Source organism: Polynucleobacter sp. es-EL-1 (assembly GCF_018687975.1).
In the GTDB taxonomy this organism is placed as follows: Bacteria; Pseudomonadota; Gammaproteobacteria; order Burkholderiales; family Burkholderiaceae; genus Polynucleobacter.
On record NZ_CP061310.1, the window covers coordinates 337,556 to 357,120 of the forward strand.

The following is a 19,565-nucleotide window of genomic DNA, read 5'->3' on the forward strand; positions in this document are numbered from 1 at the left end:
ATCGGAGATATTCAGCTCAGAACTAGCGTAAACCCCAATTGAGAAGCTTGTAGGGAGGAATACGATCTTCCGTGTAGCACTACCGATTAATAAGAGAAGAATTGGAGATATTCGATGTCTATCACTGCCAAAGATGCAGCCCCTGTAGTTGTTCAAGAAGAAAACACAAGTCAATCCCGTAGAAAGTTTTTCAGCAAAGCGGGCGCCGCTGCTGTAGCTGTTCCACTGGCTGGCTTCCCAATGATTTCCGTAGCTCAAGCTCCTGTTGTATTGAAAATGCAAGGTGCTTGGGGTGCAAAAGACGTCTTCAATGAAATGGCTGAAGACTACGTCAAAAAAGTAAACGAAATGTCTGGCGGTAAGCTCAAGATTGATTACCTCGTTGGTGGTTCAGTGGTTAAACCATTTGAAGTAACCGACGCGGTTAGTAAGGGTGTTCTAGACGGTGGCCACCAAGTTGCGGTTTACTGGTACGGTAAGTCTAAAGTAGCCTCATTGTTTGGCTCTGGCCCAATTACTGGTGCTAATGCTGAGCAGACACTCGGCTGGATTCAGCGTGGCGGTGGCGATCAGCTCTATCAAGAGTTGCTCCAAAAGTTGAACCTGAACATCAAAGGTTTCTTTGCGTTCCCAATGCCAACTCAGCCATTAGGCTGGTTTAAAAAGACTCCACCAAAGAATGCTCAAGAGCTCGTTGGTTACAAGTATCGTACCGTGGGCCTTGCAGCTGACTTGATGCAAAGCATGGGTATGAAAGTAACTCAGTTGCCAGGTGGCGAGATCGTTCCAGCGATGGAGCGTGGTGTGATTGATGCATTTGAGTTCAACAACCCAACTTCTGACCGTCGTTTCGGTGCTCAAGACGTGGCCAAGAACTATGTCATGGGCTCATTCCACCAAGCGATGGAATTCTTTGAAATCATTTTCAATAAGACTAAGTACGATTCTTTGTCTCCTGAAAACAAGGCAATCCTCAAGTATGCAGCTGAAGCAGCTTCATCTTCAAATACTTGGATGGCTCAGGATTACTACTCTAAGGACTTGCAAGAGCTGATCACTAAGGACAAGGTGAAAGTTACACGTACACCAAAATCCATTATGGATGCACAACTTAAAGCTTGGGCTGATTTGACTGCTAAATTAAATGCAGAAGACCCATTCTTCAAGAAGTGTGCTGATTCTCAATTGGCCTGGGCTAAGCGCGTTGCTTACTATGGCTTCTTGAATGACGCAGACTACAAAGCAGCATATGAGTATGTGTTCAAAACTAAGCTTCCAGTATAAAATACTGATCTAGTAATAAAGAAAGGCCGCTTTATTAGCGGCCTTTTTTGCAGTATTAAACAATGTCTCTAATATTTATCAGTATTAGAGACATTAGTACTAAAAGCGCTAAAAGCGTACTGAGGAGAAAGCAATGCTGGGTTATATCAAGTGGGTTGATGGCCTCTCGAAATCCATAGGCCATGCCTTTGGATGGACGGTAGTTCTATTGACCCTGGGAACTTGTTACGAAGTGTTTATGCGCTATGTGCTCAATAATCCAACGGATTGGGCATTTGATATGAGCTATATGTTTTATGGCGCATTGTTCATGATGGCAGGACCATACACACTATCTAAGGCCGCCATGGTCCGAGGCGATTTTTTGTATCGCACCTGGAAAGAAACCACCCAGGCCAAGGTTGATCTTGTCTTGTACTTTCTCTTCTACTTCCCTGGTATTTTGGCCTTGATTATTATTGGCGGTCGCTATGGTTTTGATGCCATGATGATTCGCGAGGTCAGTGTGAATAGTCCGGTTGGGGTGCCCGTTTGGCCTCTCAAAATGGTGATCTTCTTTGCAGGTTTAGGCTTGTTTATGGCTGGAACCGCTGAAGTGTGTCGTTGCCTCATTTGCATCAAAACAGGCAGCTGGCCTTTTAGAGATCAGGACGTCAAAGAACTCGAAGAAGTTCTTATTGAAACCCATTCAACTAAAGTGGAAAGCACATAATGAGTGATCCAGTCATCGCCCTCTTTATGTTGGGCTTATTTATTGTCTTTATTTTTCTGGGATTCCCAATCGCCTTCACCCTGATGGCTATGGGTATCGGTTTTGGTTTTTACGCCTATTACGATCCAGTCCTCTCTTTTTTAGATAACCGCATCTTCTACCTATTTGTGCAAAACACATTTAGTGTGATGAACAACGATGTCTTGATATCGATACCCCTGTTCTTGTTTATGGGTTACATCATTGAGCGCGCCAATATTTTGGATCGACTCTTTTTGAGTTTGCAAACTGCTTTAAGACATGTGCCTGGATCCATGGCAGTTGCTGCTTTGATTACCTGTGCATTGTTTGCGACTGCTACCGGTATTGTGGGCGCAGTGGTGACTTTAATGGGCCTGTTGGCTTTGCCATCGATGCTCAAAGCAGGTTACGACCAAAAGTTGGCAGCCGGCGTTATCACCGCCGGCGGTACTTTGGGTATTTTGATTCCACCATCCATTATGTTGATTGTGTATGCCGCTACTGCTGGCGTATCCGTGGTCAAGCTCTACGCTGCCGCCATGGTGCCTGGCTTCTTATTGGCAGGCTTGTATTTGGTGTACGTGATTGTGCGTGTGGTGATTAACCCATCATTAGCACCTAAGCCAAAAGATGTAGATAACGTTGGTTTTTGGGATGGCTTTAAATTACTAGTAACGGCATTCTTCCCATTAGCCTTGTTGATCTTGGCGGTTCTCGGCTCTATTTTGTTTGGCTTGGCAACTCCAAGTGAAGCAGCGGCAATGGGCGCGCTAGGTGGAACGATGTTGGCAGTTGCCTACAAGGCATTTACTTGGCACCGTCTGCGTGAGTCTGTGTACTTGACTGCGAAGACTTCAGCGATGGTATGTTACTTGTTCGTCGGTTCATGGACATTCTCATCCGTGTTTTCTTATTTGGGTGGCGAGCACCTGATTAAAGATTTCATGATGTCAATGGACTTGAACACCGTTCAGTTCTTGATCATCGCTCAGTTAATCATCTTCATCCTGGGCTGGCCACTAGAGTGGAGCGAGATCATCATTATTTTCGTGCCGATCTTCTTGCCACTCTTAGCTCACTTTAATGTTGATCCATTGTTGTTTGGTATCTTGATTGCCGTGAACTTGCAAACCTCTTTCTTGACGCCGCCCATGGCCATGTCGGCCTACTACCTCAAAGGGGTGGCGCCGCCAGAATTGGCTTTGTGGACGATTTTCAAGGGATGCTTTCCGTTCTTAGGCATGGTGCTCGTTACCTTAGTGCTGGTATATGCACAGCCAGTATTGGTAACTTGGTTGCCCGATATGCTCTACAACAATGAAGAGGTTTCCGCCCCTTACGATCCAAATGATCCTAGCGCAGTGAACCCTGAATTCTTAATGAGTAAGTAAGTAAAGATGAGTGACGCAGTCATTACCTTAAATCAGTTAGATGTACCCAAAATTCGAGAGTTGATCTCGACTGGGTCATCTAGCTGCGTTGAGCTCACCGATTTGTTTTGCCAGCAGGCAACAGGGGTCGATGAAAAAATGACTGCGCTCGCTTTTTTTCATCCCAAAGCCATTTTGCGGCAAGCAGCTTTAGTAGATGATGGGCATGCACGTGGCTTAAATCACTCAGCTAGGCTTGAAGGCGTTCCGGTTGCACTGAGTGACAACATTGATTCCATTGATATGTTTTCCACTATCGGATCTCCCTTATTAGAGGGGCGTCATCCGCGTTGGGATGCATCCCTTGTTAAGCGTTTGCGAGATGATGGCGCAATTACTTTTTGCAAATCCAAGATTGCTGAATTTAATCTTGGCCAATCGCCAGAAGTTTCTAACCCATTAGACCTTGAGCGACAAGTTGGCTTAGCTGCCGGAGCTGCCGCTGCTTTAGTGGCTTGCGGTATCGTGCCAGTTGCAGTCGGAACCCAATCGCTGGGATCGATTGCCGAGTCTGCATCTTATTGTGGCGTAGTGGGCTTTAAGCCTAGCAGTCGCTTAATCTCACAATCAGGCATCTTTCGGGCTTCAAAAACACTCGAACAAGTTGGCATCTTTAGTAAGACTGTAGAAGATGCCGCATTGCTAGCTGAGATTGTCTTGGGTTCTGATGAGCAAGATCCAGATACTAAAGGTGTACTCCCAAGACCACTCTTGGCAATTTGCAAAGAAGAGATTCCTTTTAAACCCAACTTTGTTTTCTTGAAAACGCCGGATTGGGTTGATATGGACCCAGAGGCAAAAGAAGCAATTGAAGCTTTGCTAGAAGAGCTTGCCGATCAAATCACCATTATTGACTTACCGGAATCTACCGTTCAGTCAAAAGAATGGCATGAGCTCATTGTGCAGGCCGAGTTCACACAGGCCGTAGAAACACAAGAGCGTCAAATCTCCAAAAAGCCTCCCAAGAGAATTGCGGACATGATCAAAGCAGGCTCGAAGATCACTGCGCAAGAATACCTCCGAGCACTCAATGCGATTGAAATGGTATCAAGCAGTTTTGATGAGTTCTTTGACCGCTTTGACTGTATCTTGACGCCTTCAAGCTTAGGCTTTGCACCATTGAAATCTGAAGCAGCAAGACCTAGTAGTTTGGCAAACTCTCTTTGGGCTGTTACTGGTATGCCAACGATTAGCTTACCCATTTTGCAATCAGGCACAGGGCTTCCTTTGGGAGTTCAGTTGACTGGTAAACAATTCGACGATGCTCGTCTCTTAAGGACGGCGCGTTGGTTTTTAAATCACTTCAATCAATAACTGGAACTATTGAATATGAAAAAATTATTCCCACCTTTATTAGCATTAGGTTTATTGCTATTTTTCTTTTTAGCCTACATTCTCAAGCTGAAGCAGTTCGATTTATTGCTTTTGCTCACCTTTGGTATTGGCCTGGCTGTATATGACTTTTATCTTTCTTATAAAGACAACAAAGATCAGCGCTAATCCGTTTTAAATGCGATTGCTTGTGCTGTAGGCTGATAAGTCGACAGTACAAGCAAGTGATGTGATTCCTGATCTAGGGCTGAAGTAGCCCAATAGCCTCCCGAATGAGGAGTGCGCGATAAGCCATGTAGATGGCAACAAGTACAAATCCCGATAAAAATAGTTTTGGTATTAAGGCGCCTTCGCTGACCAATTCTGAGTTCAGTAGCCCTATTGCCACCGCTAAAAAGAATAGCGCACCTAGCGCCAACATAACCCAGCTCTCTGCCCCGACGACTTGTTGGGTTTGGTTACGGTACGCCAGTACTTGAAATGCCGTCTTTGTCTGATACCCTGAAACTGTCACGCTATCGCCATCGCCAATCTTCATTGGCGAAGAGAACTTTGCCTCAATAGCTTGATCACCTAAGTGAAAACTGGAAATATAAAAACGCTGGTAGTAGACCGAGGAGTGATCGTGAGTTGGTTTCTCGGGATTCACGTACTCTAACAATCCACTTTGCAGATTACTCACTGTCCCCGATATTGATTTCACGGAACTTGAGAGTAGGGCGCTCGGTTTGGAAAAGGTCATGAAGAACACTCCCAATAATATAAAGATAGCAATGATGAGCAGCGACCCCATAGGCTTTCGCATTCTCATGAGATGGCAAATAATGCCTGTAGCCCAGGATATTGTTCATAGAGATTAAAACTTCCTTTACCTAGCAGGCTAAAGGCAATCAATAGGGTAAAGATCGCAAATATCAGCTGAATATTAGGCCCACTCAGTTTCTTGCCGATAAGTTGCCCCAAGAGTAAGCCAGCAAGGGCGGCAATGGAGAAGGGGGCGGCGACAGGAATATTGAGCGTTCCTTGGATGGCCGAGAAAACAGCGCCACCACCAGTAATGATGGCAAGAACTCCCAAGGAGGTCGCCACAATCGATTTGACAGGTAGATCGGTATAGCGTTTTAAGGCAGGAACAATAATAAAACCGCCACCAACCCCTAGTAACCCAGAAAATAGTCCTGCAAGTCCGCCTGCAAACATGAGTGATCTGGCGCAAGGTAGCGTCCAGACTAGCTTACCGACGACTGGATGAACTAGGCATGGAGGAGGTTTGCGAGATACTTCTTCTATTCCTTGAATATCTCGACGAGCCTGCATGAGTAAGCGTATCGCCACATAAAGCAAGATTAAGCTAAAGAGAATCTGTAGCGGCGCATTGGGAATCTGAGGAGCTAGCCAAAGCCCAAGTGGCGAGAGAATAAGACCAAAAATGGCCATAAAGCCAGCTGCCTTATAGCGCAGCGTCTTGTTCCGCAATCCTAATATTGCCCCAATGGATGAGGCCAGTGCCACTGCGCAGAGGGCAATGGGAGCTGCTTCCGCTACCGTGAGGTGTAAGAAAAAGACCAGCAAAGGGACCGATAAAATGCCGCCACCTGCTCCAGTAAGACCCATTAAGAGCCCTACCAAAACGCCAAGCGCTGGGGCGAGTATATTTGCGTAATCCATTGTTTCTGATTTTAGATTAATATAGTATATAAATATATATATTAAATCGCGTTTTTACATTAAGGATCTCATTGTGAGCTCAAACTCCCAAGCTGTCATACATCACTTTTTTGACCCAGAAACATGGACTTATACCTATGTCGTCTATGAAGATGTGGGCAGCCCTTGTGTCATCATCGATTCAGTACTCAATTACGATCCCAAATCTGGCAGAACAAAGACCAAGTCAGCAGATGAAGTTATTGCTTTTGTTCAATCTAAGCAACTGCAGACCACTTGGATCTTGGAGACTCATGCCCATGCAGATCATTTAACGGCAGCCCCTTATTTACAAAGCCAGTTGGGTGGCAAGATTGTGATTGGGGATCACATTACCAATGTGCAAACCGTCTTTAAAGGGGTATTTGGCCTCGATGAGCAATTTGATACCCATGGCGCTCAATTTGATCATTTGCTCAAAGATGGTGAGTCACTCGCTTTTGGCAATCTCTCATTAAAAGCTTTGTATGTTCCTGGCCACACTCCAGCCTGCATGGCCTATGTGATAGGGGATGCCATTTTTGTAGGGGATACCTTGTTTATGCCGGATGTGGGTTCAGCACGTTGTGATTTTCCGGGTGGAAATGCCAATATGCTTTATCAATCAGTGCAAAAGATCTTGGCCTATCCATCAGAAACCAAGCTATATATGTGTCATGACTATCCTCCAGCTACTCGTCAAGCGCAGTGCATGAGTACGGTTGGCGATGAGAAAAAGCACAATATTCATGTTCATGACGGCATTACAGAAGAGCAGTTTGTGCAAATGCGCACCGCTCGTGATAAAACCTTGGAAATGCCGACACTTATATTGCCCTCCATTCAGGTAAATATCAGAGCGGGGCATTTTCCTGAGCCAGACGCTAATGGCGTTTCCTACTTAAAGATTCCCTTAAATGCCCTATAAGAAATAACCCACTTATGAACATGACGATTTCTAAAGCAGAGCTCAAGAAGATGCAGTCTTCAGCAGATGATGCATGCAAGCTCATGAAGGTTTTATCCAATCGAGATCGCATGATGTTGTTATGCGAAATAGGACAAAGCGAAAAGTGTGTCAGTGAGCTTGAGCAGGCACTCGATTTACACCAGCCGACCTTGTCACAGCAGTTAACGGTATTGCGTAAAGAAAAACTGGTGAAGACCCGCAGAGAAGGTAAGCAAATTTATTACTCTTTAGCAAGTCAGGTTACCGTATCGGTCATGTCTTTACTTTACAAGCACTATTGTAAGAAGTAGACCTATAAGTCATCCACTAAAGAGCATTGGGTGAGAACTCAATGCTCTTTTTCTTTAGCAGATGCGCGCCATTTTGGAATCATGACAGTGTGCATTAAAAACATCCCAAAGAATATATTGCCCGTTACCCAGTGAGTAAGGATGGTGGCATCTCGCAAGCTCTCAGGGCCATAGTAGAGTAGTAAACCACTGCCACACAGCATGAAAAGCAATCCTAGCTGGCTAAAGCCATTCATTCTTTTACGTTTTGAATGAAAACCTGCTTTGATGTGGACAGGTAAAACAGAACCTAGAGCCATCGTTGCCAATACAGCAAAGATGCCATGCCAGGCTAAAACAGAGTGCTGACCTAATAGCGCTTTATAAATACCAAACTCATGACCTAGTAAATAGGCAATTCCGGTAAGAGAGCAACTGAATATTGTTAGCAATACAAAGGTTCTTTGCCATGATGGCATTTTGCCTAGGCGATTAGATGCTCTCATGACGCTGTCATCCAGATCGCCTGCGCTGAAAATTGCTCTAAACAAGGATGCAAAACATCGCCTGAAAGACTGATGACTTTAGTTAATGCATCTGCGTAGATACACTCTTGAGCAATCACCGAATACGATCCTGAGAAATCCATACTTTGGGAGGTGAGGGGGTTAATCATAAAGCTCTTAGGGATGCAATCTCGCTCTAAAAAGTAGAGTGCGCTAGTGGCGATGGCACCATCTTGTAGCTGACCAAGAGAAATACATTCACTGGGATTTCTAGGGTTGCGAATATGAATAGATTGAGCTCTTGCGCCAAATACGCGCAGATCACCCCCAGCATTAACGTATCCTGATTGCACACCCGCTTCCTGCAAGGCTTGTACTGCGACATCAACAGCAAAACCTTTGGCAATGCCACCAAGGTCTAAGCAAATGGGTGCGGAAGATTGGACGACGCACGGCCCTACAAATTGAATATTCTCGATACCCCCAAATTGCTGCTGTTTCATCCATCTGGATTGGGGAAGTAAACCTTTTTCAATCAGATGTTGTCCAATGCCGCAATTAAATAAGCCACCTGAACGTTGGTGAATCTCTTGCGCGACAGTAAGAACCTTAGCAGTCCATGGATGAATTGCGATGAACTCTCTGGGCGCATTGCGATTGATGCGAGAAAGCTCACTCTGTGGATTATGAAAACCCATTAATGACTGCACTGTCTCTATTGCATTAAATGCGGCATCTACTGCTAAATCATTTTCATTGCCATCATCGCAAGCAATTTCAACGTAGGTTCCCAATAAAGGTTTGCAGCGCTTCATTTGACTTTGGCTGCTGAAGATGAGGGCTTGAGGGCGAGCTCGTAAAACACGGCTACGCGTTTAACGCCATCAGTCAGATGCTTGCAAGAAAGAGTAGCGCCACCGATATTTTGAATATCTTTATTGAGCTTAATCGGGTTCGCAGCACTTTTGCCAGTAAATTGTTGACGCCACTGGGCTTCTGCTACTTCGTAGCCATAGGATTCAAGATATTCCATTACTTCAATACCCGTGATGCTTCCTGAAGGACTGAGTGCTACAGCATAGGTAATCATTTCATGTTTACCCACGACTTCATCCACAATGAACCAGCCACCTTCTACAGTCTTCCAAATGCGATCTCCCTGAAAGGGGTGCCGAATACTAGAAGCAGTACGTAGCTTTTCTTGAAGATCCTCGGTAATGAGGATGGGGTTTTTGCTCAGCGTTTTATTCGGAAAGAGGAGGGCTTGTGCCTCATGAACTGAAACATAGATTTTGGCTTGTGCAACCATGGGGATGCAAGCTGCTGCTAAGCCGGCGATGAGAAGGGGATTGGCTTTCCAATACATAGTGAGTTCTTTAAAAAGAAAAATGCAATTTAAGTGTGGAGAAGTGTGCTGGCGCGAGAACATAGTGCATCGATCTCATCACTGCAATCCTGTGCGTTGGCTAGCGCCTCGAAAGCCATTAAAGCCCTTTTTTTTGCTGTAACACACTGCGTGGCTTGATACTCGATGAGATAAAGCAATGCTGCTATGAGTAAATTTTGGGTTTGCATATTGGTGATCCTTAGTTCAACGGGAAGCCGACTTTGACAATGAATTCATTGACAGAGTGACTGTCCCAAACGCGGGCATTGGAGCACTCAGCCTCACCACCACCCATACAATTGCCGCCCTTGAGTTGATAGCGCCAGGCGCCAGTGACCCACCAATCTTTCGCGGCGTAATGCACGTTAGGACCTACAAAAGTGGCGCGCTGGACTTGATTACGCAAATTGAGTTCAGAGTAATCATTATGGAAACGGGCCTCTACCCCAGCAGACCATTTGGGGGCAAAACGATAGCTGGCTCCCACCAAAATATCTAACATCGATTCTGGGACATTGCCATTCTCAATAAACTTGAGGCGCTCATTAGCAACCACCACATTACTGGCTAATACCAAGCGGTCATCAATAAAGTTTGATTGCAGTAAAAGGCGAGCTTCAATTTCATCTTTGTTTCTTCCCCATGTGGGCTCGAGATAAAAACCTACACCAACTGGTGATGTCACGGGATTGGTAATGCGATAAATTGCTTCCAGAGAGCCCCCTTCGATTCCGCTCTTGCGATAGCGATTGGCAGGATCATGACTAGAGGGCACCCCATAGCCGCCAGTGCAACTTGGAGCATCTCCGCAGGCTTCGGGATTGGTGTAATTTTGATTGGCGTTCGTATAGTAGGAGTTGATGTAACCCGCAATTTGTAAATCATTAGTAAGGCCATATTCCAACTCCGTTCTTGCGGTCCAGGCCTCATAAGTTCCGGCAGCTTGTATTTGATTAAGTTGTAAGCGCTGCTCAAATTCCAGCTTGCCTTTGGGCTGCAAATCTAAGGTATAGATCCAGCCAAAGACTCCTTCCCCAGCATTAGCAAATGAGAAGTGCAAGGTAGCGGCCAAGATGATGCAAAAGGCAACAAGTCGTTTGATAGTCAATTTCATGATGTCCTATGGGTAATGAGGGGTAAATAAGGAAATTTCTAAATGAGAATGATTCCTAATAATACATTACAGATGAGAATCATTCTCATTAAATAAATGACCACAATAGACTTAATGAATTGAACGGGACAGGCTTGCAGATCCCCGAGCAATACCAAAGCTTGTAAGATCGATCTTCATGAGCCCACAAGATCTTGAAAAGCTGGTGACAATGAAAATGCCTTTCGGCAAGCATGCGGGGCGCGCACTAGCAGATCTGCCCGGAAACTATTTGGCTTGGTTTGCGCGCGAAGGTTTTCCCAAGGGCGAGATTGGGCAATTACTAGAGTTGATGCACACCTTAGATCACAATGGCCTGAGGGGCTTGCTTGAGCCTATTGCAAAGGCGCAACTACAGAAGATGCGTATTGCGGACTAAGATTATTTTGAACGCACGATGGCGATAACTCGATTGCGTTCATAGCTCACCTCATTAGACGGTGGTGGGCTATTTTGCGTCAGGACGACTGGAATATTTTTAGTTGAAGTAATTGCACGTTCAATTTGTTTGGCCAACTCCAAGTTGTGGTCATATTGAACTTCAACGCTAGCTACCCTGCCGGCAGCGATGTTGGTATTGAGAGCTGCAATCTTTTCTGGAGAGAATTGATCAAAGAAGATGGGGTACCAGCTTCCGACCTTGGGCTTTCCTGTCGATGGGGGTGAGGCTTCTTGCGAAGGCCTTGCTGTTTCATCTTGAACGGCTAGGTGAAAATCAATCCCCGTTCTGCTTTTAAGTTCTGCGTAGGAGATTAAAGGGCTGACTTGCGCCTCGTTGGTATTGTCAACCCAGTATGCCCAGGCAGATTGTTTGCTCGGGTCGTAGATTAATTTATAGAGATGGGCTGGAATAGTCACCTTGCTTTTGCCAATGCTTCCCAAGCTTCCAGCAGATCCGGTAAAGACATAAATATCTCCAGTTGACCGCTTGGCATATAAGCGGGTTGCCTCTTCAACCCGTTTTGCCCAAATTCCCTGATTATTAAGCCTAGCTTGCGGCATCATGTTGGCCATAGAAAAGGATTGAGCCATCCCTCTTTCAGTGGTCATATCGCCCGCTGGAACGTTATGCCCCCGGTCAAAACCGCTATCTCGATAGTCGCTCAGCAAAGAGCGTTCTTGGCTGGGTAAGCGTGCCTCTTCATAGAACTGATTGCTACGACGGGGCCTGGGTCCTTGAAGAGCCTCCCCATTTAAGCGCTCCACTGTATAGATGGGCTTCTTATCCAGTGGTGAGTAATAAATGGCGAAGTCATCAAAACAGAGATCTCTACCAGGCTGACTCGTGGAGGGAGTGAGCTGATTTGGGAATAGCGCCTTGCATTGATCAAAGAGGGCGGAGGCACTGAGGGGCATCCCCAGCAAAATCAGAACGGCAATGTGAGTGAGTAATTTCATTGCCCATCAGTGTAGGGGAGCTTTACTTTGGGCGTCCAACTCTTCGATGGGTTTTCCCCTAAAGTTAGCTCCAGAGCTAGTACTTACCGAGGTTTCGATGTCGTTTTCAATTCATGTAATCGCGATCAGTCAGAAGAAAAGAGGCTTCTCCTGAAAAGTTCTACTCCAAAGATCTAGACACTACCCGTAGGAATCAAGGGAGATCAGCACACTAGATATACGGGGCAGTTGGCTGGGATGGGGTGCAAAAAAGTGCAAAAAGATGAAATTTTCCACCCTTTTTTATGATATGAAATAAGCACCTACTAACTTATATAAGTTATTGAATTTAATCAGAAAAATATCATTTTTCCTGATTTCCTTGCATGTCATTCGCAAAGTAAGATCTAAAAGTTATGAAAATTGACTTATATATTCTTGACTTGATATAAGAACCTTCTTAGGATGAGCCATGTTTTTAAATTATTGCGTTGCAACATGAATGTCATACGGTGTTTATGAGGTTGCGCAACAAAATGAATGATTAAATGTTTCTCCCTTAATGCCTTGCAATTGCATGATGCTCAGTCCTCAAGGCTGAGTATGAAGGCCTTATTGATGCAAGCTTGGGCTCCAGTCAATCGTGTAATGCATGGTTTGCTGATCATCTCTGTTTTTATGATTGTAGGGCTTTGGTTATCTGGCAACGGTACTCAGGCTGGTGCCTTTGACTTGGCTAGAGTGCTCTTTCCAGATGAAGCGCGGCAGTTGGTTTGGAAAAACGGCTTTGATAGTCTGGATCAGCCCTCAGAACCCGCTCATATTCTCCAGCAAGGCTTCGCTACCGCTAAAAAACAAACAGTGGCATTGCTCGTGCCTGCAGTTGCCCATTCTCAGGTAAGGCCAATTTCGCACCTTGCTGACCAAATTCCGGCCTCCAAGATCGATCCACTAGCGTTGGATTCCAGATTGATGGCTTCCGTGGAAAATCAACGTGCTGTGGCTGATTTTTTTGAAAAGAAATACAAGCTCGATCGCAGAAAAATCGAGGAGTATGTTTCCAATACGGTGTTGATTGCTAAAGAAGTGAACATAGATCCCGTTTTATTGCTGGCAGTGATATCAGTGGAATCTAACTTCAATCCCCATAGCAAGAGTCATGCTGGTGCTGAAGGCTTGATGCAAGTCATGACTGCAATTCATAGTGATAAATATGCTTTATACGGTGGGCCTACGGATGCGGTAAAGCCTGAAGTCAACATTCGAGTTGGGGCTTATATTTTGAAGCATCTGATTGCCACAGGCGGTTCATTGCGTAATGGTTTGAAGTATTACGTAGGCGCAGCCAATTTAGATCATGATGGCGGATATGCTGACAAAGTCATGGCAGAAAGAAATCAATTAATCACTCTTTGCCTATCAGCACCTGCCAATCAATTGACCCTCAACGGAAAAAATTTACACTCATAATTTGAAGTCGTATGTGAGTATGAAAAATAAAGGCCACTCAATGAGTGGCCTTAGTACTTCTAGAGAGCTTCTTAATTGACGCCGTGCAATTCAACATCAAAGACTAGCGTAGCATTGGGAGGAATTACACCACCAGCACCACGAGCGCCATAACCCATCTCTGCAGGAATAATCAGGGTACGTTTGCCACCAATCTTCATGCCAGCAACGCCCAAGTCCCAGCCTTTAATAACGTGACCAGCGCCTAAGGGAAAGCTAAAGAGCTGCCCACGATCTAAGGAGCTATCAAACTTCTGACCCTTGTGATCAGGTGCACTCTCATCAAACAGCCAGCCTGTGTAATGAACATCAACATGATTGCCGGCAACAGCTTCTTTACCCTCACCAACAACAGTGTCTATTTTCTGTAATTCGCTCATATTTCTTCCTCTTCTGCTCAAATTGAACGGCTAGTATATTCTGAGCTAAATCTTTTTGTTTAAGTAAACGACATGACAAACTTCTGGCTGCAATCTACCTACAATACCCTTGCCATTGGGCCGGATCATCAACTGTTGGTGACAGATGATTTTTTAAGAACCTATCTGTATCGACCAGAATTAAATCTAGTCCCCGAATCTTGTGGGGCAGAGCGCGCTCTCCATCAACGTTTATTAGGAAATCCCCGCCTGCTGGTCTCAGAGGGGGATATTTCGGCTATGGCTGATGAGGATATACAAGAGAACTATCGGGTTTGGTTGCGCTATCGCGAGAAGCTGCTCGCCGCCCCATCCCTAGAAAATTTTTATATGAGTTTGTTTAGGGGTGAGGGTGTTGATGTCCCCCCTTTATTTATTGCAGGATTGGCGCAGATTTTCATTCGACATATTTTGGGCGAAGACTGTCATCCTCTAGATGCGCGAATGGGGGAGATCTTTTTTCGGACCCAAAAAATTACAGTATTAGAAGATGGTGTAGTGATGGGCGCGGACGATGAGGTTGTCACGCGCAATGCGCAAGCAGGTGAGACTGGCAACATCATGGATCTTCTCAAAGGTAAGTCATTATCGATGCGCTCTATCGACTTAGATGTGCTGCATGAAGAAAACGCTGATCTCTATTGGGAAAAAAGTGAAGACCATGACTTTGCAGTTCAGCTCAATTTTGGTCAGCCACCTATTACCCATTTTTGCCGTGTTCTGGAAAAATGGATTGAGCATTTTTTGGGAGTGCAGGTGCGCATTACTCCGATGCAGCAAATTACAGATCCCAAATGGTCATGGCATGTGGGTCTAGATGCCAGCGCTACAGAGATCCTCAATAAACTCTATAACAAGGAGTTGGTAGATCCCGAAGAGTTGCAAAAGGTGATTTGCTTATTTCGTTTGGATTTCATTGACGAGGCAGCAGTGGCTCATGCATTAGTCGGTAAGCCCGTATATATGGCGATTGCGATGAATGATGACAAGCAGCTCAAACTAAAACCTCAAAACTTGTTATTCAACCTACCGCTAGCAAAAGCGTCCTAGGATGATTTAGGCTTTCGTAGATTTTTTCTGAGCGCTTAACCAGATTAAGGCTGCGCCAGTAATGAGTACTGGAAAGAGTGAGCCGATATTCAAGAAGGTCCAGCCCTGAGAAGTAATGAGGGCTCCAGAGCCAAACGAGGTGAAGGCCATCGTGCCAAAGACAAAGAAGTTGATAGCCGCTTGTGCTTTATCGCGTTCTTCCGGTCGATACGCGGTCATTGCAAGTGAAGTAGATCCCGTAAATAGGAAATTCCAACCTACCCCCAACAGAAATAATGCAATCAGAAATTGATGCAGGTCGACCCCAGTTAAGGCAATCGCAATGCATACTAAATTCAGAACAACGCCCACCCCCATAATTTTGAGGGTGCCAAATCGTTGAATCAAAGAGCCGGTAAAAAATCCGGGGGCAAACATACCAATCACATGCCACTCAAGCACAAGCGCAGTATCAGAAAATGGCAGCCCACAGATTTGCATGGCTAAGGGTGTGGCAGCCATCAAGAGGTTCATCACTCCGTATCCTAAGGAAGCGCCAATGATGGCGACCATAAAGACGGGCTGTCGCAAAATAGTCATGAGGTCTCTGCCAGCCGAGAGCGAATGCTGCGATTGAAACTCCTCGGGGAAGTGGATGAACTGCATGACGATGATGCCGATGAATCCAGCAATTGCTAGAGCGAGATAAGCGCCTAAGAATGCGGTATCAAAAACATTTTGGGTCCATGATGCTAGATTGGGACCAATCACAGCGCCCAAAATTCCGCCTGCGAGAACCCAAGAGACCGCCTTATCGCGTTGACTTGCGATGGTCAGCTCTGCCGCGGCAAAACGATACAACTGTCCATTGGCACTGTAATAGCCTGCAATTAAGGTTCCTAAAACTAAAAGCCAAAAGTTTTTGGAGATAGCGGCGTATGCACAGAGGAGCGCAGATAGGACTGCAACAAGAAGGCCCAGCTGAAAAGAGATCTTGCGACCCCACGCATTTTGAGTTTTGGCCACAATGGAGGTAGAGAATGCGCCACCAAGCACATAGCCCATTACGGGTAATGTCGCCATCCAGGCTTGCGGGCTCAAGCTGAGGCCAACTAACCCATTAATGGCTATAAAAGTCACATTATTGGTTAAAAACAAGCCCTGGCACAGGATCAGGAGTACGAGATTGCGGTTGAGCAGGGGGTGCTTGTTTGTCATGACCAGCAGTTTACGGGGTATTTAGATCAGGGATTGGCTTATCAAAACCCCCGAAACAGGTTTTTGCCACTACTTTGGTGCCCAAATATGCCTAAATTATGGGGGTCGATGATTTAAAATGGTGGTCTTGGTCCGGCGCGTATCAATACAGGAGATGCAGCCAAAAGCGCTTTGAGTGTGACGTGCGGATGCGGGAGAGTCTTGGCATAGGCCGATACCTAAAATTTACCAATATTGAGGAAACATCGATGGCTTCAGAGAAATCAAAGATCATTTACACGCTAACAGACGAAGCGCCACTTTTGGCGACTTGCGCATTTCTGCCAATTATTCGCACTTTTACAGCACCGGCTGGAGTGCAGGTTGTAGAAAGTGACATTTCTGTTGCGGCACGTATCTTGGCCGAGTTCTCTGATTGCCTTACTGCTGAGCAGAAGGTTCCTGATAATTTGGCAGAGCTTGGTCGCATGACTTTATTGCCAGATACCAACATCATCAAGTTGCCTAATATCAGCGCTTCCGTTCCTCAGCTACTTGCCGCTATTAAAGAATTGCAATCTAAGGGTTACAAGATTCCGGATTTCCCAGAAGACCCTCAGAATGATGCTGAGAAAGCCATTCGCTCGCGCTACTCTAAATGCTTGGGTAGTGCAGTAAACCCAGTATTACGTGAAGGTAACTCCGATCGCCGCGCACCCAATGCGGTAAAGCGCTATGCCCGCAAGAACCCTCACTCCATGGGCGTGTGGAGCCAGGCCTCCCGGACGCACGTATCGCATATGCATGGTGGCGACTTCTATGCAGGTGAGAAGTCAATGACTATGACTAAGGCATGTGACGTGAAGATGGACTTGGTCACAAAGAGTGGCAAAACCATTGTTCTTAAGCCAAAGGTCTCCTTGCTTGCTGGCGAAATTATTGACAGCATGTACATGAGCAAAAAAGCTCTCTGCGAGTTCTATGAAAAAGAAATCGAAGACGCTTATAAGACTGGCATGATGTTGTCCTTACATGTGAAGGCAACCATGATGAAGGTGTCTCACCCTATCGTGTTCGGCCACGCAGTCAAGATTTTCTACAAAGATGCTTTTGAGAAGCATGGCAAGTTGTTTGAAGAGTTAGGTGTTAATCCAAACAACGGAATGAGTAGTTTGTATGAAAAGATCAAAACGTTGCCAGAATCCAAGCGTGAAGAAATTATTCAAGACTTACATGCATGCCATGAGCACCGTCCTGCATTGGCGATGGTGGACTCTGCCAAAGGCATTACCAATCTCCATTCACCAAGCGATGTGATCGTGGATGCGTCGATGCCAGCAATGATTCGTGTTGGCGGCAAGATGTGGGGCGCGGATGGTCGTTTGCATGACACGAAGGCGGTGATTCCAGAAAGTACTTTTGCGCGTATCTATCAAGAAATGATTAACTTCTGTAAAACGCATGGTAATTTTGACCCTACCACCATGGGCACTGTGCCAAACGTCGGCTTGATGGCGCAGCAGGCAGAAGAATATGGCTCACACGATAAGACTTTTGAAATTCCTGAAGCGGGCGTAGCTCGTATTGTTGCCGATGACGGCACGGTATTGCTGGAGCAGAATGTGGAGGAGGGTGATATCTGGCGTATGTGTCAGGTGAAAGATGCCCCGATTCGTGACTGGGTCAAGCTGGCAGTCAATCGTGCACGTTTGTCGAATACCCCAGCAGTATTTTGGTTAGATGAGTATCGCCCACATGAGGCCGAGTTAATCAAGAAGGTGCAGACTTACCTCAAGGATTACGATTTAACAGGTGTAGACATACAGATCATGTCTCAGACTCGCGCGATGCGTTACACCTTAGAGCGCATCATTCGCGGTAAGGATACGATTTCTGTGACAGGTAATATTTTGCGTGACTACCTTACTGACTTGTTCCCGATTATGGAGCTCGGTACTAGTGCCAAGATGTTGTCTATTGTGCCTTTGATGGCAGGTGGCGGCCTTTTTGAAACTGGTGCAGGCGGTTCTGCGCCTAAGCATGTTCAACAATTGGTTGAGGAGAATCATTTACGTTGGGATTCTTTGGGTGAGTTCTTAGCCTTGGCGGTTTCTCTTGAGGATATTGGCGATAAAACCGGTAACCCGAAGGTAAAGATATTGGCGCGTACGCTAGATGAAGCCACTGGCAAACTGTTAGATAACAATAAGTCACCATCCCCACGTACTGGCGAGTTGGATAACCGTGGTAGTCAGTTCTATTTAGCAATGTACTGGGCTCAAGCTTTAGCTGAGCAGACTGAAGATAAAGAATTGCAAGCGCACTTTGCTCCGATTGCAAAAGCCTTGACTGAGAATGAGCAGAAGATTATTGGCGAGCTCAAAGCGGTACAAGGTAAGCCAGCAGATATTGGTGGCTACTTTATGCCCGATCAAGCTAAGTTCAAGGCAGTGATGTGCCCAAGTACTACGCTCAATAACATCTTGAAGGATGCGCAAGTGGCGTAATCTAGCTTAAGGTTTTAACGGAGTGTAGTTACTCTGTGCGGTATTGAAAAAGGCAAACATCTAGTTTGCCTTTTTCTTTTCTCATCTAGTGAGTCGTGAGAGATCGTATGAGGATCTAAGCATTCATGTACTGATCTTCTTGATAGGTACTGACCCACTGAGGTCTATAGACCACCATGATGGCCAGTAGCATTCCTGATAGGGAGCCTTCCATAAAAGAAGAAATGAGAAGACCCATAAACCAACCCAATGGATCTGTAGTACTAAAGGATTTCACATCAAAAGCTTGTTGCAAGATATAAATCAAAATGCCCGTTGCAAACGTGCTGACGAAGGCGGCTATGTAACCATCACCAAGAATAAGAATAAATAAATGTCGTGGCAAATATCGATGAATCAGCTTGATGACACACATCGCAAAAAATGCCGGGATCACGCTCACCAAAATATAATGCCGAGTCGTTTCTACTAGGTCGGTGCTGAAGGTAAATATACCGGTGAGCGCCACCATAAACAGCAGCGTGATCGCACTCCAAAATCCGAATAACGCTACTAATAAAGAGGCTCCAAAGAAATGTAAAGAGATATCAATAAAGTTATTGAGATTGCTATTGGGAAGTTCAGCGCGAATATTCCATGCAATAGCGAGTAATAAGATTGAAACTGCAAAGATGTTTCGCAGACGGGGCTGCAAAAGCACGCCATGGCGACTTTGATAGACGCCCAGCAAAAAGATAGCGCATGCAGTCAGAATCCAAGCCATATTGGCTCCATAAA

At 45.5% G+C, this 19,565-nt stretch carries 22 protein-coding genes; 11 read left to right on the forward strand and 11 right to left on the reverse strand.

Going from position 1 to position 19,565, the window contains the following annotated elements; translation table 11 throughout:
• Positions 1-114 precede the first annotated feature (114 nt).
• The 5 genes from FD974_RS01820 to FD974_RS01840 all read left to right on the forward strand — a co-directional run bounded on the left by FD974_RS01820 (position 115) and on the right by FD974_RS01840 (position 4,947).
• Positions 115-1,284 carry a TRAP transporter substrate-binding protein gene (locus FD974_RS01820; protein ID WP_215365263.1) on the forward strand — a complete coding sequence of 390 codons (1,170 nt, stop codon included), beginning with the start codon at positions 115-117 and terminating at the stop codon, positions 1,282-1,284.
• A gap of 133 nt (positions 1,285-1,417) precedes the next feature.
• Positions 1,418-1,996 (forward strand): TRAP transporter small permease subunit, encoded by a 579-nt coding sequence (locus tag FD974_RS01825; protein ID WP_215365265.1) that lies wholly within the window; start codon positions 1,418-1,420, stop codon positions 1,994-1,996.
• Positions 1,996-3,408, forward strand: a complete 1,413-nt coding sequence (locus tag FD974_RS01830; RefSeq protein WP_251374633.1) for a TRAP transporter large permease subunit — start codon at positions 1,996-1,998, stop codon at positions 3,406-3,408. Before FD974_RS01825 ends, FD974_RS01830 begins: the two co-directional genes overlap by 1 nt.
• 6 nt (positions 3,409-3,414) lie before the next feature.
• Positions 3,415-4,761: an amidase gene (locus FD974_RS01835; RefSeq protein WP_215365267.1), complete on the forward strand. Its 1,347-nt coding sequence runs from the start codon at positions 3,415-3,417 to the stop codon at positions 4,759-4,761.
• A gap of 15 nt (positions 4,762-4,776) precedes the next feature.
• Entirely contained in the window at positions 4,777-4,947 is a 171-nt protein-coding gene (locus tag FD974_RS01840; protein WP_215365269.1) for a hypothetical protein, read from the forward strand.
• Positions 4,948-5,020: 73 nt separating this feature from the next.
• On the opposite strand, the gene FD974_RS01845 is transcribed toward FD974_RS01840, so the two are convergent.
• Both FD974_RS01845 and FD974_RS01850 read right to left on the reverse strand, forming a co-directional pair.
• Positions 5,021-5,521: a hypothetical protein gene (locus FD974_RS01845; RefSeq protein ID WP_215365271.1), complete on the reverse strand. Its 501-nt coding sequence runs from the start codon at positions 5,519-5,521 to the stop codon at positions 5,021-5,023.
• A gap of 65 nt (positions 5,522-5,586) precedes the next feature.
• Complete coding sequence (locus FD974_RS01850) at positions 5,587-6,447, reverse strand: sulfite exporter TauE/SafE family protein (RefSeq protein WP_215365272.1); 861 nt, start codon at positions 6,445-6,447, stop codon at positions 5,587-5,589.
• 73 nt (positions 6,448-6,520) lie between these two features.
• Here FD974_RS01850 and FD974_RS01855 point away from each other — a divergent pair, with 73 nt between their 5' ends.
• Positions 6,521-7,393, forward strand: coding sequence for an MBL fold metallo-hydrolase (locus tag FD974_RS01855; protein ID WP_251374634.1), 873 nt, complete (start codon positions 6,521-6,523; stop codon positions 7,391-7,393).
• A 14-nt stretch (positions 7,394-7,407) separates the two neighbouring features.
• Positions 7,408-7,725: a metalloregulator ArsR/SmtB family transcription factor gene (locus tag FD974_RS01860; RefSeq protein ID WP_251374635.1), complete on the forward strand. Its 318-nt coding sequence runs from the start codon at positions 7,408-7,410 to the stop codon at positions 7,723-7,725.
• A 38-nt stretch (positions 7,726-7,763) separates the two neighbouring features.
• Here FD974_RS01860 and FD974_RS01865 read toward each other — a convergent pair whose 3' ends face one another.
• The 5 genes from FD974_RS01865 to FD974_RS01885 are packed head-to-tail and all read right to left on the reverse strand — an operon-like array spanning position 7,764 to position 10,711.
• The gene (locus FD974_RS01865; protein WP_215365274.1) at positions 7,764-8,210 is read right to left on the reverse strand and encodes a hypothetical protein; all 447 of its coding nucleotides are present in this window, start codon (positions 8,208-8,210) and stop codon (positions 7,764-7,766) included.
• Complete coding sequence (locus FD974_RS01870) at positions 8,207-9,025, reverse strand: FAD:protein FMN transferase (protein WP_215365276.1); 819 nt, start codon at positions 9,023-9,025, stop codon at positions 8,207-8,209. Before FD974_RS01870 ends, FD974_RS01865 begins: the two co-directional genes overlap by 4 nt.
• Entirely contained in the window at positions 9,022-9,576 is a 555-nt protein-coding gene (locus FD974_RS01875) for an FMN-binding protein (RefSeq protein ID WP_215365278.1), read from the reverse strand. Before FD974_RS01875 ends, FD974_RS01870 begins: the two co-directional genes overlap by 4 nt.
• 29 nt (positions 9,577-9,605) lie before the next feature.
• Positions 9,606-9,785 carry a hypothetical protein gene (locus FD974_RS01880; protein ID WP_215365279.1) on the reverse strand — a complete coding sequence of 60 codons (180 nt, stop codon included), beginning with the start codon at positions 9,783-9,785 and terminating at the stop codon, positions 9,606-9,608.
• Between the two features lie 11 nt (positions 9,786-9,796).
• Positions 9,797-10,711, reverse strand: a complete 915-nt coding sequence (locus FD974_RS01885; RefSeq protein WP_215365281.1) for a DUF6662 family protein — start codon at positions 10,709-10,711, stop codon at positions 9,797-9,799.
• A gap of 178 nt (positions 10,712-10,889) precedes the next feature.
• On the opposite strand from FD974_RS01885, the gene FD974_RS01890 reads away from it, so the two are divergent.
• Positions 10,890-11,129, forward strand: a complete 240-nt coding sequence (locus FD974_RS01890; RefSeq protein ID WP_215365283.1) for a DUF3820 family protein — start codon at positions 10,890-10,892, stop codon at positions 11,127-11,129.
• 2 nt (positions 11,130-11,131) lie between these two features.
• Here the strand turns inward: FD974_RS01890 and FD974_RS01895 are convergent, their stop codons facing one another.
• Entirely contained in the window at positions 11,132-12,148 is a 1,017-nt protein-coding gene (locus FD974_RS01895; RefSeq protein ID WP_215365284.1) for a DNA/RNA non-specific endonuclease, read from the reverse strand.
• A gap of 582 nt (positions 12,149-12,730) precedes the next feature.
• Between FD974_RS01895 and FD974_RS01900 the strand changes: the two genes are divergently transcribed.
• Positions 12,731-13,597: a lytic transglycosylase domain-containing protein gene (locus FD974_RS01900; protein WP_251374636.1), complete on the forward strand. Its 867-nt coding sequence runs from the start codon at positions 12,731-12,733 to the stop codon at positions 13,595-13,597.
• A 71-nt stretch (positions 13,598-13,668) separates the two neighbouring features.
• Here the strand turns inward: FD974_RS01900 and FD974_RS01905 are convergent, their stop codons facing one another.
• Complete coding sequence (locus FD974_RS01905; protein WP_215365288.1) at positions 13,669-14,016, reverse strand: FKBP-type peptidyl-prolyl cis-trans isomerase; 348 nt, start codon at positions 14,014-14,016, stop codon at positions 13,669-13,671.
• A 72-nt stretch (positions 14,017-14,088) separates the two neighbouring features.
• Here FD974_RS01905 and FD974_RS01910 point away from each other — a divergent pair, with 72 nt between their 5' ends.
• A complete protein-coding gene (locus FD974_RS01910) occupies positions 14,089-15,105 on the forward strand; it encodes a DUF6352 family protein (protein ID WP_215365290.1) in 1,017 nt (338 codons plus the stop codon).
• 6 nt (positions 15,106-15,111) lie between these two features.
• Here the strand turns inward: FD974_RS01910 and FD974_RS01915 are convergent, their stop codons facing one another.
• The gene (locus FD974_RS01915) at positions 15,112-16,302 is read right to left on the reverse strand and encodes an MFS transporter (RefSeq protein ID WP_215365291.1); all 1,191 of its coding nucleotides are present in this window, start codon (positions 16,300-16,302) and stop codon (positions 15,112-15,114) included.
• 248 nt (positions 16,303-16,550) lie between these two features.
• On the opposite strand from FD974_RS01915, the gene FD974_RS01920 reads away from it, so the two are divergent.
• A complete protein-coding gene (locus FD974_RS01920; RefSeq protein ID WP_215365293.1) occupies positions 16,551-18,788 on the forward strand; it encodes an NADP-dependent isocitrate dehydrogenase in 2,238 nt (745 codons plus the stop codon).
• Between the two features lie 115 nt (positions 18,789-18,903).
• On the opposite strand, the gene FD974_RS01925 is transcribed toward FD974_RS01920, so the two are convergent.
• Positions 18,904-19,551 (reverse strand): energy-coupling factor ABC transporter permease, encoded by a 648-nt coding sequence (locus FD974_RS01925; RefSeq protein ID WP_215365296.1) that lies wholly within the window; start codon positions 19,549-19,551, stop codon positions 18,904-18,906.
• Positions 19,552-19,565 lie beyond the last annotated feature (14 nt).

What these genes read in the sequence shown, in the direction of transcription:
- FD974_RS01820 (WP_215365263.1), top strand. Translation starts at nt 115, where the DNA reads ATGTCTATCACTGCCAAAGATGCAGCCCCTGTAGTTGTTCAAGAAGAA.
- FD974_RS01825 (WP_215365265.1), top strand. Translation starts at nt 1,418, where the DNA reads ATGCTGGGTTATATCAAGTGGGTTGATGGCCTCTCGAAATCCATAGGC.
- FD974_RS01830 (WP_251374633.1), top strand. Translation starts at nt 1,996, where the DNA reads ATGAGTGATCCAGTCATCGCCCTCTTTATGTTGGGCTTATTTATTGTC.
- FD974_RS01835 (WP_215365267.1), top strand. Translation starts at nt 3,415, where the DNA reads ATGAGTGACGCAGTCATTACCTTAAATCAGTTAGATGTACCCAAAATT.
- FD974_RS01840 (WP_215365269.1), top strand. Translation starts at nt 4,777, where the DNA reads ATGAAAAAATTATTCCCACCTTTATTAGCATTAGGTTTATTGCTATTT.
- FD974_RS01845 (WP_215365271.1), bottom strand. Translation starts at nt 5,521, where the DNA reads ATGACCTTTTCCAAACCGAGCGCCCTACTCTCAAGTTCCGTGAAATCA.
- FD974_RS01850 (WP_215365272.1), bottom strand. Translation starts at nt 6,447, where the DNA reads ATGGATTACGCAAATATACTCGCCCCAGCGCTTGGCGTTTTGGTAGGG.
- FD974_RS01860 (WP_251374635.1), top strand. Translation starts at nt 7,408, where the DNA reads ATGAACATGACGATTTCTAAAGCAGAGCTCAAGAAGATGCAGTCTTCA.
- FD974_RS01865 (WP_215365274.1), bottom strand. Translation starts at nt 8,210, where the DNA reads ATGAGAGCATCTAATCGCCTAGGCAAAATGCCATCATGGCAAAGAACC.
- FD974_RS01870 (WP_215365276.1), bottom strand. Translation starts at nt 9,025, where the DNA reads ATGAAGCGCTGCAAACCTTTATTGGGAACCTACGTTGAAATTGCTTGC.
- FD974_RS01875 (WP_215365278.1), bottom strand. Translation starts at nt 9,576, where the DNA reads ATGTATTGGAAAGCCAATCCCCTTCTCATCGCCGGCTTAGCAGCAGCT.
- FD974_RS01880 (WP_215365279.1), bottom strand. Translation starts at nt 9,785, where the DNA reads ATGCAAACCCAAAATTTACTCATAGCAGCATTGCTTTATCTCATCGAG.
- FD974_RS01885 (WP_215365281.1), bottom strand. Translation starts at nt 10,711, where the DNA reads ATGAAATTGACTATCAAACGACTTGTTGCCTTTTGCATCATCTTGGCC.
- FD974_RS01890 (WP_215365283.1), top strand. Translation starts at nt 10,890, where the DNA reads ATGAGCCCACAAGATCTTGAAAAGCTGGTGACAATGAAAATGCCTTTC.
- FD974_RS01895 (WP_215365284.1), bottom strand. Translation starts at nt 12,148, where the DNA reads ATGAAATTACTCACTCACATTGCCGTTCTGATTTTGCTGGGGATGCCC.
- FD974_RS01900 (WP_251374636.1), top strand. Translation starts at nt 12,731, where the DNA reads ATGAAGGCCTTATTGATGCAAGCTTGGGCTCCAGTCAATCGTGTAATG.
- FD974_RS01905 (WP_215365288.1), bottom strand. Translation starts at nt 14,016, where the DNA reads ATGAGCGAATTACAGAAAATAGACACTGTTGTTGGTGAGGGTAAAGAA.
- FD974_RS01910 (WP_215365290.1), top strand. Translation starts at nt 14,089, where the DNA reads ATGACAAACTTCTGGCTGCAATCTACCTACAATACCCTTGCCATTGGG.
- FD974_RS01915 (WP_215365291.1), bottom strand. Translation starts at nt 16,302, where the DNA reads ATGACAAACAAGCACCCCCTGCTCAACCGCAATCTCGTACTCCTGATC.
- FD974_RS01920 (WP_215365293.1), top strand. Translation starts at nt 16,551, where the DNA reads ATGGCTTCAGAGAAATCAAAGATCATTTACACGCTAACAGACGAAGCG.
- FD974_RS01925 (WP_215365296.1), bottom strand. Translation starts at nt 19,551, where the DNA reads ATGGCTTGGATTCTGACTGCATGCGCTATCTTTTTGCTGGGCGTCTAT.